This is a genomic window from Microtetraspora sp. NBRC 13810, from assembly GCF_030268685.1.
Classification (GTDB): Bacteria; Actinomycetota; Actinomycetes; order Streptosporangiales; family Streptosporangiaceae; genus BSRQ01.
The window spans coordinates 632,418-645,402 of record NZ_BSRQ01000001.1 but is presented as its reverse complement, the minus strand read 5'-3'; the positions used below and the strand labels follow the sequence as shown (position 1 = coordinate 645,402).

Sequence of the window (12,985 nt, the reverse complement as noted above, 5' to 3'; positions counted from 1 at the left end):
GGCGGTCCCCGTCAGCCGCGGCCGGCCCGCCCGAGCGGCTCGGCGGCCTCCTGCCGCAGGCCGGCCGGCCGGTGCCGGCCGCGCAGCGCCGAGGCGACCGCCGAGATCAGCGCCATGCCCGCGGCCACGCCGAACACGATCACCAACCCGTGGTGGAACGGCCCGGAGACCAGCCCGGGGAAGAAACCGGACCCGGTCAGCGTGTCGCGCTGCGCGGCGGTCAGCCCGGACAGCGTCTCCGCGCCGAGCAGGTGCCGGATCGGGTTGTCGCCGAGGAACGTCGCGAACAGCGTGCTCACCGGCGGCAGCGACGCCACCCGGTGCGCGGTGTCCGCGGGCACGCCGTTCGCCTGGAGCCCGCCGCTCAGCGTGGCCGGCAGCGACGACGCGAGCCCGGAGACCATCAGCGAGAAGAACACGCCGATGGACAGCGCGGTGCCGGAGTTCTGGAAGGTGGACCGCATCCCGGACGCCACCCCGCGGTGCTCCGGCGGCACGCTGCCCATGATCGAGGACGTGTTGGGCGAGGAGAACATCCCCTGGCCCAGGCCGTTGAGCAGCAGCAACAGGGCGAACGCGGTGTAGTCGAAGTTCACCGGCAGCAGGAGCAGGCCGACGAACGAGCACGCCACCACGACCAGCCCGGTGGTGGAGAACAGCCGGGCGCCGAACCGGTCGGACAGGTAGCCCGAGAGCGGGCCCGCGACCAGGAATCCGAAGGTCAGCGGCAACATGAAGATCCCGGCCCACAGGGGCGTGTCCTCGAAGGCGTAGCCGTGCAGCGGCAGCCAGATCCCCTGCAACCAGATGATCAACATGAACTGCAGCCCGCCGCGCGCGATCGCGGTGAGCAGCGCCGCGAGGTTGCCCGCCGCGAACGCCCGCATCCTGAACAGCGCGAGCTTGAACATCGGCTCCGCGGCCCGCACTTCGACGACGCAGAACACCGCCAGCAGCAGGACGCCGCCGAACAGCCCGGCGAGCACCTTCGGGTTGCCCCAGCCGGTCGCGCCGCCGTCGTACGGCTGGATCCCGTAGGTGATGCCCGCCAGCAGGATCCCGGCGCCGGCCGCGAACGTGACGTTGCCGAGCCAGTCGATCCGGCCGCGCCGGCCGGACGCCGTCTCGCGCAGGCTGAGGTAGGACCAGACGGTGCCCGCCACGCTGAGCGGCACGCTCACCCAGAACACCGCGCGCCAGTCGACGGCGGCCAGCAGCCCGCCCGCGAGCAGGCCGAGGAACTGCCCGGCGAGCGCGGTGATCTGGTTGACGCCGAGCGCCATGCCGCGCTGGCCGGGCGGGAACGCGTCGGTGAGGATGGCGGCCGAGTTGGCGGTGATCATCGAGCCGCCGAACGCCTGGACGACCCGCCAGAGGATGAGCCACATCGCCCCGCCGCCGCCCGTGAACGGGTCGAGGGACAGCGCGACCGACGCGACGGCGAAGATCAGGAAGCCGAGGTTGTAGATCCTCACCCGGCCGAACATGTCGCCGAGCCGGCCGAGCACGACGACCAGCACGGCGGACACCAGCAGGTAGCCCAGGATCATCCAGAGCAGATAGCCGATGTTGCCGGCGGCGAGCGGATCGAGCCCGATGCCGTGGAAGATCGCGGGCAGCGAGATGATCACGATGGAGGCGTCCATGGTGGCGATCAGCACGCCGAGGGTGGTGTTGGACAGGGCGATCCACTTGTAGCGGGGGCCGCCGTCCACCGTGCTCCTCACAGCCGGTCCGCCAGCCGTTCCAGGAGGGGCATGACCTCCGCCAGCCGCTGCCGCTCGGCCGGGGTGAACTCCCCGTCGAGCACCTCGGCGAGCCGCCGCACCGACTCGGAGCGCCGCTCCCCGAGCACCCGCCGCCCCTCCTCGCTGATCGTCATGACCGCCCGCCGCCCGTCGGCCGCGTCCTGGCCGCGCCGGACGAGCCCGCGTTCCTCCAGCGCGGCGAGCGTGGTCGCCATGGCCTGCGGGCGTACCCGCTCCAGCTCGGCGAGCGAGCCCGGCGAGTCCGGGCCGTCGGCGGCGAGCCGGGAGAGCACGGACACGCCGGCGATCGTGACGTCTCCGACGGCGTGCGTCTGGCGCAGCCGGCGGGCGATGCGGGAGACGGCGAGCCGCAGGGCGGCGCCTAGCCGGGCGCCCTCAGTGGTTTCGGGTGATTCGTCCGGATTCATAGATACTTACAATAGATTTATCAATCAACCGTAACTACATCGGGGTGCCCGCAGGACGTCGACGGCGGACACCGGGAGACCCGCTCTAAGATGTCGGGATGAGCCAGCCGACGCTTGACGAGATCCGCCGCGCCCCCAAGGTGCTGTTGCACGACCATCTCGACGGCGGGTTGCGCACCGAGACGATCGCCGACCTGGCCCGGGAGAGCGGCTACGACCGGCTTCCGACCGCCGACCCGGACAACCTGCGCGCCTGGTTCGAGGAGTCGGCCGACTCCGGCTCGCTGGAGCGCTACCTGGAGACCTTCGCGCACACCGTCGGCGTCATGCAGTCCCGCGAGGCGCTGACCCGGGTGGCGGCCGAGTGCGCGGAGGACCTCGCGGACGACGGCGTCGTCTACGCCGAGGTGCGCTACGCCCCCGAGCTGCACACCTCCACCGGCCTGTCGCTGGACCAGGTCGTCGAGGCCGTGCTCGAAGGGTTCCGGCTCGGCTCGGCCGGCCGGACGATCAAGGTGCGCTCGCTGCTGACCGCGATGCGGCACCAGGCCAGGTCCAGGGAGATCGCCGAGCTCGCCGTCCGCTACCGCGACGCGGGCGTGGCCGGGTTCGACATCGCGGGCGCCGAGGCGGGTTACCCGCCCACCAGGCACCTCGACGCCTTCGAATACCTCCAGCGGGAGAACGCGCACTTCACCATCCACGCCGGCGAGGGGTTCGGGCTGCCCTCCATCTGGCAGGCGATCCAGTGGTGCGGCGCCGACCGGCTCGGCCACGGCGTGCGCATCATCGACGACATCGCGGTCTCCGGCGACGAGGCCAAGCTCGGCAGGCTCGCCGCCTACGTGCGGGACAAGCGCATCCCGCTGGAGATGTGCCCGACCTCCAACCTGCAGACCGGCGCCGCCGCCTCGATCGGCGAGCACCCGATCGGCCTGCTGCGCGGCCTCAACTTCCGGGTCACCGTGAACACCGACAACCGGCTGATGAGCGGCACCACGCTCTCCCTGGAGTTCGCCAAGCTGGCCGCGGCGTTCGGCTACGGCTGGGACGACCTCCAGTGGTTCACGGTGAACGCGATGAAGTCCGCTTTCATCCCGTTCGACGAGCGGCTGGCGCTCATCAACGGGCTGATCAAGCCGGGGTTCGCCCAGCTCAAGTGGGCGGTGGAGGGCGCGTGAAACAGGTCTTCCGGTCCAAGGGCGCCTACATCCTCGCCTGGCTGTGGGTGGTCTTCGCGGCACTGATGGCGTTCGACCTGGTCCGGCGGTACAACGGCGCGCCGTCGCTGGTCGCCGCCGCGGTGCTCGCCGTGCTGACCGCGCTCATCTACGTGACGTCGATGCGCCCGGCCACCGTGCTGCTCGAAGACGGCGTGCGGGTGCGCAACCCGCTGCGCGACACGTTCGTCCCGTGGGTGCGGATCGACGACGTGCGGGTGTCGCACGCCATCCTCATCGAGTACGGCGAGCAGTCCGTGCGCTGCTGGACCCCGCAGTCCTCGGCCCGCGAGCGCGCCTCCGCGGCCCGGCGCGGCACCGGCGCCCCGCGCCGCGGCCGGTTCCAGACCGAGCCCGTCCGCACCTCGGGCGAGCAGGCCGCCCTGGAGGCGCTGGCCGGCCGCACGCACGCCGACTTCGTGGCCCAGCAGCTCACCGAGCGCGCCGAGCGGGCCCGCCGTACCGCGCAGTTCGCCGACGCCCCCGCCGCCGAGAGCGTGCCCGTGCCCGGCACCACCTGGTCCTGGGACGCCGTCGCCGCCTGCGTGGCCGCGGCCGGCTTCGTCGTCGCCGCGATCATCGCCTCCTGAGCGGCGCCGCCCCTCAGAGGGCGAGCACCGCCGACAGGTCCTCCGTGACGGCGGCCAGCGCGCGGGCGGCCTCGGCGCGGGCGTCCGCGACGTCCCCGGTGACCGGGACGACGACCTCCAGATAGCACTTCAGCTTGGGCTCGGTGCCGCTCGGCCGTACGACGACGCGGGCCCGCCCGGACAGCGTGTAGCGCAGGGCGTCGGTGGGCGGCAGGCCGGCGGAGCCGGCGGCGAGGTCGTCGGCCGACTCGACCGCGCGCCCGCCCAGCGACGCGGGCGGAGCCTCACGCAGCCGCCGCATCGCCCCGTCGATCAGGGACAGGTCCGCGACCCGCACGGAGAGCTGGCTCGTCGCGTGCAGCCCGTAGCGCCGCGCCTGGTCGTCCAGCAGGTCGAGCAGCGTACGGCCGGCCCGCTTGGCGGTGGCGGCCAGCGCGGCGACGGTCAGGGCCGCGCCGATGCCGTCCTTGTCGCGCACCGGCAGCCCCTGCCCGGAGCCGACGCTGTAACCGAGGGCCTCCTCGTAGCCGTAGACGAGTCCCTCGCCCGCCCGCATGATCCACTTGAAGCCGGTGAGGGTCTCCGCGTAGCGGGCGCCGTGCGCCGCGGCGATCCCGGCCAGCAGGGAGGAGGACACGATCGTGGTCGCGACCAGCCGGGACGGGTCGCTCGTGTGCGTGAGCACGTGCTCGGCGAGCAGGCCGCCCAGCTCGTCGCCGGTCAGCATCCGGAAGCCGTCAGGCGTCGGGACGCCCACCGCGCAGCGGTCCGCGTCCGGGTCGTTGGCCAGCACGATGTCGGCGCCGATCCGCGCGGCCAGGCCGAGCGCGAGGTCCATCGCGCCGGGCTCCTCCGGATTGGGGAAGGGAACCGTGGGAAAGTCCGGATCCGGCTCCGCCTGGGCCGCCACCATCTCCGGCGCCGCGAACCCGGCCCGCTCGAACGCCGCCGCCAGCGTCGCCGCCCCCACCCCGTGCAACGGCGTGTAGGCGACCCGCAGCTCACGATCCTCGCCGAGCGGCAGCGCGGTCACCGCGGCCAGGTAGGCGTGCACGACGTCCTCGCCGAGCGTCGCCCACGGGCCCCGGGGCAGCTCGCCGACCGGTCCCACGGCGTCGATCGCGGCCGAGATCTCCCCGTCCACCGGGGGCACGATCTGCGACCCGTCGCCCCAGTACACCTTGTAGCCGTTGTCCCGCGGCGGGTTGTGGCTGGCCGTCACGGTGACCCCCGCGTCGGCGCCCAGGTGGCGCACGGCGAAGGCCAGCACCGGCGTGGGCAGCGGGCGGGGCAGCACCGAGACGCGCAGCCCCGCGCCCGCGAGCACGGCCGCCGAGTCGTGCGCGAACACCTCGGAGTTGTGCCGGGCGTCATACCCGATCACGACGTGCCCGCCCGGGCCGAGCACCGCGGCCAGGCCCGCCGCGGCCCGCATCACGGTGACGCGGTTCATCCGGCCGGGGCCCGCGCCCAGCTCACCGCGCAGGCCGGCGGTGCCGAACTCCAGTTTCGCGCCGAAACGGCTCTCCAGCTCGGCCAGGTCACCGGAGTCGAGGATCTTGGCGAGTTCCTCCCCGGTCTCCGGATCGGGATCCTGGGCCAGCCATTCCTCCGCCTGCCGCACGAGATCGCGCACCACGGTCTCCCTCAGAGTTTGCCGACCACGTCCGCCAGCAGGACGCCCATCCGGGCGGCCGTCGCGCGGCCGACCTCCAGGACCTCCTCGTGGTTGAGCGGCTCGCCCACGAGGCCCGCGCCCGGGTTGGTGACCAGCGACAGGCCGAGCACCTCGGCGCCGCCCTCGCGGGCCGCGATCGCCTCCAGCGCGGTGGACATGCCGACCAGGTCGCCGCCGATCGCCCGGCACATCCGGATCTCGGCCGGCGTCTCGTACGTCGGGCCGCGGAAGGCGACGTAGACGCCCTCGGCGAGGGACGGGTCGGACTCCTTGGCCAGCGCGCGCAGCCGGGGGCTGTACACCGAGGTCAGGTCCACGAACCGGGCGCCGGTGAGCGGGTTGGCGCCGGTGAGGTTGATGTGGTCGCCGATCAGGACCGGGTCGCCGACCCGCTGCGTCTCCGGGCGCAGCCCGCCCGCCGCGTTGGTCAGCACCACCGTGCCGGCCCCGGCGGCGAGCGCGGTGCGCACGCCGTGCACCACCGGCTCCACGCCGAGACCCTCGTACAGGTGGGTACGGCCGAGGAAGATCAGCGCGTTGCGGCCGGTCCCGGTGGTCACGGCGCGGATCCGGCCCGCGTGGCCCGCCACGGCCGGCGGCGCGAACCCGGGCAGGTCGGTCACCGCGATCTCCGCGACGGTCGTGCCGATGGCCTCGGCCGCGGCGACCCAGCCGGATCCCATGACCAGCGCGACGTCGAAGGACTCGACACCGGTGACGTTCTTCAGTGCGGCCGCGGCGTCGACGGCGAGCGCATAGGGGTCTTTGCTCACATGCAGGAGGTTACCGGTCCGGCCGGCGAAGGTCCGCGGCGCTCCACCGAGCGAACCCCAGGCGGGGTGACAGGTACACGGCGCGTTACGAGTCGGGTTCGTCATCACATGGGCTTTCCGTGAGGAGGGTGGTGAAACGATGGTCCAATCGCCTCTCTGCCTCCAGGTGGCGCGCCAACTCCCCCAGGGTTGCCCCGTATCGGACATCGGACATACCGAGCCGCTGTGCGTATGTGGAGATGAAGGTGCGCAGCGCATACCAGCCTCCCCCGACCGCCTCGCGAATCATCCAGGTTCGCCCGAAAGCATGCATCAGTTCTGCGAGCGTCACCGGCCGCGCGCTCCAGCCGGTGCGCCACAGAATTTCTGCCCGTCGCACCAGACGACCACGCCCACCCAGACGGACACCAGTGCCAGGTTGTGCCCTTCAAGTACATCGGCGGTGATGTGCCGACGTCCGAGTTCGAGCCGCAGTGACTCGGCTGCCTCCAGAGGCGTAACCATCTTCCGACCCGTCGCCTCATTCACAGCTGTCGCCTGCATGTACAGACACCTACTCATCTAGAGGAGCCCGCGCCCATGCTCGGCAACGGTCAGTCCTTCGCCCTGGATCACCTGCAGCGCATTGCGGATGGTCATCCGCGCGACGCCGTAATGTTGCATGAGCCGGGCCTCCGAGGGCACCTTGTCCCCCTCGGCGAGCACGCCGTGCTCGATCGCGGTACGGAGGTGGTCGGCGATCTGCCGGAAGATGGCCCGGTCGCTGGTCGGGTCCAGATCCGGCAGCGGCAGCTCGGCCACGACCACTCCTCAACTCGTACGTACGTACCGCAGTCCGAGAATAGCGACCGGCGGCCCCGGGAGGTCATGCGATGGATCATCACAACGCACACTCCGTGAGCGTGGCCGGTGTGATCGTCGACGATCAGGGCCGGGCACTCCTCACCCAGCGCCGCGACAACGGCCACTGGGAAGCCCCTGGCGGCGTCCTGGAACGCGACGAGGACATCACCAGCGGCCTGCTCCGCGAGATCCGCGAAGAGACCGGCCTCGACGTCGAACCCATCGCCCTGACCGGCGTCTACAAGAACATGACCCGCGGCATCGTCGCGCTGGTCTTCCGTTGCAAGGTCATCAGCGGCCATCTCACCGAAACCGACGAGACCCGTGCCTTCCGCTGGGTCACTGCCGGCGAGGTCGGGCAACTCGCCTCCGAGGCATTCGCCGTTCGTGTCCTCGACGCCATGCACCACACCCAGCCGCCGGCCGTCCGTCACCATGACGGCACTTATCTGCTCGGCACGTAAACCCACTGGCGAACCGCTCTTCAGAGCGCACCGGGCAGCAGCCCGCCGGTTGGCTAGCTGCCGAGCGACGTGCACGGACGGCCGCGCAGGTCCTTCACGTAGTCGTCCGGTGCGCCCGCCTTCTCGGCGGCGTCGGACAGGATCCCGAGGTAGCGGGCCGAGGGCAGGCCGCCCTCGTAGTCGTCCAGCACGTAGAACCAGGCGACCACCTCGCCCTCCAGCGTCTGCACCCGCAGCCGCACCTTGCGGTACAGCCCGAGCGCCGCCCCCTCCCACTGGTCCAGGGAGGGCTCGTCCCACTCCGGGACGTCGTAGAGGACGACGAACACCTGCTCGGCCGCATCCTCGGCGATGGTGGCGAGCGCGCCCTCCCACCCGACGTCCTCACCGCCGAACGTCAGGCGCCAGCCCTCCAGCCAGCCGGTCACCCGCATAGGGGAGTGCGGAGCCCGCTGGGCCATCTGCTTGGGGTCCATGTTGCTGCCGTAGGCGGCGTAAACAGGCACGGCACACAAGAATAATCCAAGATCCCGCACTGATCCCGCTCCATCGCGCGGTACCCCGGCCGTGTTGGGGACATGCCGACCGGCTGCCGTACTCCGGCCCGCGTGCCGCCCGGGGGAAACGGGTGTCCGCCTGGGGATGTCGCCGGGTCCTTCTGTGCCGGGGAGGGCGAGTCTCCGCGGGATCCGGCCCGGGGCGGGCAGTGGTCAGGGGCTTATACATTTGGGTGGGGGATTTGTGCCTCCATCGGTGGAGTACTCGTGGGCATGCGGAAGGATAGGGACCGTGACGAGGATCGTGATCATCGGTGGCGGGCCAGGCGGATATGAGGCGGCTCTGGTAGCCGCGCAACTCGGCGCCCAGGTCACGGTTGTCGAACAGGAGGGCATCGGCGGCGCGTGCGTGCTCACCGACTGCGTGCCCTCCAAGACGCTCATCGCCACCTCCGTGCGTAAGCAGGCCCTGCTCGACGCCGAGTCGCTCGGCGTGCACTTCACCGGCGGCGACGACGGCGACGTGGGCGGGGTGAGGGTGGACCTGCCCCTGGTGAACAAGCGGGTCAAGGAGCTGGCCCAGGCCCAGTCGGCCGACACCGCGGCCCGGGTCGCCGCCGAGGGCGTCGAGGTGATCAGGGCGACCGGGCGGCTCGTGGACCCGCAGGTGGTCAAGGCGGGCGACCGTACGATCAAGGCGGACGTGGTGATCGTCTCGACCGGGGCGACGCCGCGCGTGCTGCCGGGGGCCGAGCCCGACGGCGAGCGCATCCTCAACTGGCGCCAGCTCTACGACCTGCCCGAGCTGCCCGAGCACCTCATCGTCGTCGGCTCCGGCGTCACCGGCGCGGAGTTCGCCGGCGCCTACCGCTCGCTCGGCTCGGAGGTCACGCTCGTCTCCAGCCGCGACCGCATGATGCCCAACGAGGACGCCGACGCCGCCGAGGTGCTGGAAGAGGTCTACCGCCGCCGCGGGATGAACGTCATGGGCCGCTCCCGCGCCGCATCCGTCCGGCGTACCCCGCACGGCGTGCAGGTCACCCTCGAAGACGGCCGCACCGCCGAGGGCTCGCACTGCCTGATGACGGTCGGCATGGTGCCCAACACCGCGGGGCTCGGCCTCGCGGAGGCCGGGGTCGCCCTCGACGCCAACGGCTTCATCCAGGTCGACAAGGTCTCCCGCACCTCCGCCCCCGGCGTCTACGCGGCCGGCGACTGCACCGGCGTGCTCATGCTCGCCTCGGTGGCGGCCATGCAGGGCCGCATCGCCGTCTGGCACGCGCTCGGCGAGGCCGTGCAGCCGCTCCGGCTGGCCACGGTGGCGGCCAACATCTTCACCGACCCCGAGATCGCCACGGTGGGCGTCGCGCAGAAGCAGATCGAGTCCGGCGAGATCGAGGCCAACGTGGTGAAGCTGCCGCTCGCCACCAACGCCAGGGCCAAGATGCAGGGCTTCAACGACGGCTTCGTCAAGCTCTTCTGCCGCCCGCACACCGGCATCGTGCTCGGCGGCGTCGTCGTGGCGCCGCGCGCGTCGGAGCTGATCCTCGCGGTGTCGATCGCGGTGCACGAGCGGCTGACCGTGGACCAGCTCGCGCACACGTTCGCGGTCTACCCGTCGCTGGCCGGTTCGGTCACCGAGGCCGCCCGCCGCCTCATGCAGCCCATGACCCCCACCGGCATCTGACCCCCGGGCCTCCCACGGCTTCGGCGCGTCCCCGCCGGGGCTCGCCCGAGGCCGGGGCTCACCTGAGGCGGTCGTGGCCGCGCAGGCGGTCCAGGGCCGCGCGCCCGTCCCGTACGGCCTGCGTCACGAAGAGCAGCTGTTCCCGGGAGCGGGCCCCGGCCAGCGCGTTCTTGGCCGCCTCGTAGGCGTCCAGCGCATACCGCCACTCCCGGTCCGCCGACATGCCGCCGGAGGTCCCGGCGAGCTGGAACTCGTAGTCCAGGCGGTCGATCTCCTCGCCCAGCCGGGTGACGTCCTCCTCGGCGGCCCGCAGCGCGGCGCCGAACGCCGCGGCCGCGCGGGTCCGCCGCCGGTACGACCCCGCCCACAGCAGCGCCGTGAGCGCGAGGCCGACGGCGCTGAGGATCACCAGGACCAGCCCGGCGGACAGGCCGCCCGCCCCGTCCTCCGCGCCCCGCGGGTCCTCGCCGGTGAGGCCGCCGGGGAACAGGTCGCCGATGGCGGGGATGACCGGATCGGCGGACGGGACGCCGCGCGCCTCGGCGGGCACATCTTGCGGTGTGCCCTTGGCCCCGGTCAGGTCCAGGTCGTCGGCCTGGCTGAAGGACGCGTCCTGCACCTGCGCGCCGGTGAAGTCCGCGCCGTCGAGGTCCGCCTGGGTGAACTCGGTCTCCCGCAGGTCGGCGTCCTTGAAGGTGGCGTGCTGCAACTCGGCCTGACCCAGCTTGGCCTCACGCAGGACGGCCCGGGTGAAGTCGGCCTTGCGCGCCTTGATCTGGCCGGGCGAGGCGTCCGTCAGGTCGGCGCCCACAAGCTTGGCGTCGGTGAAGTCGGCCTGGGCGAGCTCGGCCCTGGTGAGCCTGGCCCCGGTCAGGTCGGCGTGCGGGAACTCCGCCTGCCCGGCGTCCGCGTCCACCAGGACGGCCTTGCGCAGGTCGGCGTGGTCGGCCTGCAGTTGCCCGAGGTCCGCCTCGGTCAGGTTCGCGCCGCGCAGGTCGGCGTACTCCAGGTGCGCCTGGGTGAGGTTGGTCTCCTTCAGCGACGCGTCGCGCAGGATGGCGCCGGTGAGGTCCTTCTGGACCAGGGGGAGGCCGTCCAGCCTGGCCTTGGTGAGGTTGGCGCAGCGCAGGTCGTCGGGCAGCGCCCGGCCCTTGGTGAAGTCCTTGCCGCGCAGGTCCGCCCCCTGGCCGGGCCTGCACGGCCCCGCTGCGGCCGTCGCGGCCGTGGCGGCGGCAGGGAGCCAGGTGACCGCCACCAGGGCGGCCACGGCCGTGCTGAGGGCCAGGGGGATGGGACGACGCAACGGAGCCTCCTCGGGAACAGCTCCGATCATGGCAGCGGCTGATTACATTCCGCTTGCACCCCACCTACATCCGCGAAACCTTTCCCGCGGATCGCGCTCCCATGGACGCTCCGGGGTCGGCGTCCCCGGATCTGGAACGCCGGGCGATCGCCCCCGGGCACGGAGGAGCCCCGGCGACGGGTGCCGCCGGGGCTCGATATGGGAACCGGATGTCCGGATCGGGGCCGGTTACCAGTCGCCGCCGCCGAAGTCGCCGCCGCCGAAGTCTCCCCAGCCGCCGCCCGCGTCGCCGCCGCCGAAGTCGCCTCCGTCGCCGCCGAAGCCCGCGTCGGCCATGCCCTGCTCGTAACCCATGCCGTAGCCGCCCATGCCGTAGCCGCCCATCATGCTGCCGAGCAGCGTCCCGACCAGCATCAGGCTCATCACGTCACCGAAGCCGCCGTAGTAACCGTAGGCGTAGGGCTGGTAGGCCGGGCCGGCGTCGTAGTAGGGCCGGCGCTGGCCGTTGACCATGACCTCGCGCATCTGCGGGTCGAAGCCGTGCTCGATCGCCTCGGCGTCGGCCGCGCAGGCGGGCACGTCGCGCAGCGCGCCGCCGGGCGGGGCCCAGCGCACGTCGCGGACGGAGGGGCCGTGCTGCGGGTTGAAGAAGCAGGGCGCCCGCCGCTCCGGCACGGGCTGCTGGTTGACCCTGGCCTTCACCACGGCGAGCGCGTAACGGCCGTCCACCAGGGTGGTGGTGACGGCGCGCACGTCGTCGGGCCGCTTGACGGCCGCGAGCTCGGCCTTGGCCTTCTCGTAGGAGTCGAGGGCCTGCTGCCACTCGTCGAGGTGCCCGCCGCCCGCGCCGAGCAGCTTGACGTCGGTGTCGAGCGCGGTGATCTCCTCACCGAACTTCGTGACGTCCTCCTCCACGGTCTGCTTGACCGCGGCCAGCTCGGCGGCCTCGCGGGCCTCGCGCTGCTGCTTCTTCTTGCGCGAGTAGAAGAACAGGCCGGTGCCGCCGACCACGGCGAGGACCAGGATGGCGATGAGCACGCCGGTGCCCGAACCCGAGCCCGCCTGGCTGCCGGACCGCAGAGCCTGGCGCACGTTGCCGTCGGCCGCGGAGTCCACCCGCTTCACGAGGTCCTGGGTGACCGCGACGACGTCGCCCGGGTTGTTCGAGGCGGCCAGGCCGGAGATCCGGCCCGCGACGTCCTGCCGGATCGCGGTGGAGCCGGCGAACACCGTGGTGCCGTCGAGCACGACGACGGTCGCCTGCGGGCGCCCCGCGGAGGCGAGCGCGGCTTCGAGCTGCTGGATGTAGGGGCCGGCCGTCTGCACGTTGGGGAACGTGCCCTCGGGCAGCGCGGCCATGTAGATCTTGGAGTCGGCGGACTTCAGCGCCTCGGAGACCTCGGGCCGCTGACCCGAGGACAGGGCCGCCCCGGACTGCACGAAGAGCGGGTCCTGAGTGTCGTGCCAGGCTGAGACGACCGAGTTGGCGTCGGGCGGTGCCGCGGCACTCGCCGCCGGCGCCAGAGCGAAGAGCGTGAGAATCCCTGCGAGCAGCGTGACGAACGCTGCGCCCGCACGGCGAACCGGATGGGTCATGTTCACGGCAGCAAAGCCTCCTTCGCCCATGAGGACGAACGGCCGATCGACGGAGTTCCCTCCCCAGACCGTACCTCTCTCCGCCCTCTTCCGCCCTTACGCCGCTCCCTTCCCCGGCGGGGAAGGATCAGTCGGCCTCCGGACAGGCGGGATGCCCC

Annotated in this window: 12 protein-coding genes; 4 read left to right on the top strand and 8 right to left on the bottom strand. The window is 72.4% G+C overall.

The genetic code is table 11. The annotated features are described in order from the left end of the window. Window positions 1-11: 11 nt before the first annotated feature. Both QSK26_RS02930 and QSK26_RS02925 read right to left on the bottom strand, forming a co-directional pair. Complete coding sequence (locus QSK26_RS02930) at window positions 12-1,727, bottom strand: MFS transporter (RefSeq protein WP_285773349.1); 1,716 nt, start codon at window positions 1,725-1,727, stop codon at window positions 12-14. Next, window positions 1,724-2,176 carry a MarR family winged helix-turn-helix transcriptional regulator gene (locus tag QSK26_RS02925; RefSeq protein WP_285773348.1) on the bottom strand — a complete coding sequence of 151 codons (453 nt, stop codon included), beginning with the start codon at window positions 2,174-2,176 and terminating at the stop codon, window positions 1,724-1,726. Before QSK26_RS02925 ends, QSK26_RS02930 begins: the two co-directional genes overlap by 4 nt. A 98-nt stretch (window positions 2,177-2,274) precedes the next feature. Here QSK26_RS02925 and QSK26_RS02920 point away from each other — a divergent pair, with 98 nt between their 5' ends. Beyond that, window positions 2,275-3,357 (top strand): adenosine deaminase, encoded by a 1,083-nt coding sequence (locus QSK26_RS02920; RefSeq protein ID WP_285773347.1) that lies wholly within the window; start codon window positions 2,275-2,277, stop codon window positions 3,355-3,357. Further along, on the top strand, window positions 3,354-3,986 hold the full coding sequence (locus QSK26_RS02915) for a PH domain-containing protein (RefSeq protein WP_285773346.1): 633 nt from the start codon (window positions 3,354-3,356) through the stop codon (window positions 3,984-3,986). Before QSK26_RS02920 ends, QSK26_RS02915 begins: the two co-directional genes overlap by 4 nt. Before the next feature lie 13 nt (window positions 3,987-3,999). Here QSK26_RS02915 and QSK26_RS02910 read toward each other — a convergent pair whose 3' ends face one another. From QSK26_RS02910 to QSK26_RS02900, 3 genes are all read right to left on the bottom strand, one after another. After that, window positions 4,000-5,625 carry a phospho-sugar mutase gene (locus QSK26_RS02910; RefSeq protein WP_502888657.1) on the bottom strand — a complete coding sequence of 542 codons (1,626 nt, stop codon included), beginning with the start codon at window positions 5,623-5,625 and terminating at the stop codon, window positions 4,000-4,002. A gap of 8 nt (window positions 5,626-5,633) precedes the next feature. Continuing rightward, window positions 5,634-6,437: a purine-nucleoside phosphorylase gene (locus QSK26_RS02905; protein ID WP_285773344.1), complete on the bottom strand. Its 804-nt coding sequence runs from the start codon at window positions 6,435-6,437 to the stop codon at window positions 5,634-5,636. A gap of 561 nt (window positions 6,438-6,998) precedes the next feature. Beyond that, window positions 6,999-7,238: a winged helix-turn-helix domain-containing protein gene (locus tag QSK26_RS02900; RefSeq protein WP_285773343.1), complete on the bottom strand. Its 240-nt coding sequence runs from the start codon at window positions 7,236-7,238 to the stop codon at window positions 6,999-7,001. Between the two features lie 71 nt (window positions 7,239-7,309). On the opposite strand from QSK26_RS02900, the gene QSK26_RS02895 reads away from it, so the two are divergent. After that, the gene (locus QSK26_RS02895) at window positions 7,310-7,744 is read left to right on the top strand and encodes an NUDIX hydrolase (protein ID WP_285773342.1); all 435 of its coding nucleotides are present in this window, start codon (window positions 7,310-7,312) and stop codon (window positions 7,742-7,744) included. 53 nt (window positions 7,745-7,797) lie between these two features. On the opposite strand, the gene QSK26_RS02890 is transcribed toward QSK26_RS02895, so the two are convergent. Then, window positions 7,798-8,250 carry a gamma-glutamylcyclotransferase family protein gene (locus tag QSK26_RS02890; protein WP_285773341.1) on the bottom strand — a complete coding sequence of 151 codons (453 nt, stop codon included), beginning with the start codon at window positions 8,248-8,250 and terminating at the stop codon, window positions 7,798-7,800. A 283-nt stretch (window positions 8,251-8,533) separates the two neighbouring features. Between QSK26_RS02890 and QSK26_RS02885 the strand changes: the two genes are divergently transcribed. After that, window positions 8,534-9,928 (top strand): NAD(P)H-quinone dehydrogenase, encoded by a 1,395-nt coding sequence (locus tag QSK26_RS02885; RefSeq protein WP_285773340.1) that lies wholly within the window; start codon window positions 8,534-8,536, stop codon window positions 9,926-9,928. A gap of 58 nt (window positions 9,929-9,986) precedes the next feature. On the opposite strand, the gene QSK26_RS02880 is transcribed toward QSK26_RS02885, so the two are convergent. Together QSK26_RS02880 and QSK26_RS02875 are read right to left on the bottom strand one after the other, a co-directional pair. After that, window positions 9,987-11,231: a pentapeptide repeat-containing protein gene (locus tag QSK26_RS02880; RefSeq protein WP_285773339.1), complete on the bottom strand. Its 1,245-nt coding sequence runs from the start codon at window positions 11,229-11,231 to the stop codon at window positions 9,987-9,989. 228 nt (window positions 11,232-11,459) lie between these two features. Beyond that, window positions 11,460-12,827 (bottom strand): hypothetical protein, encoded by a 1,368-nt coding sequence (locus tag QSK26_RS02875; RefSeq protein ID WP_285773536.1) that lies wholly within the window; start codon window positions 12,825-12,827, stop codon window positions 11,460-11,462. Window positions 12,828-12,985: the final 158 nt, after the last annotated feature.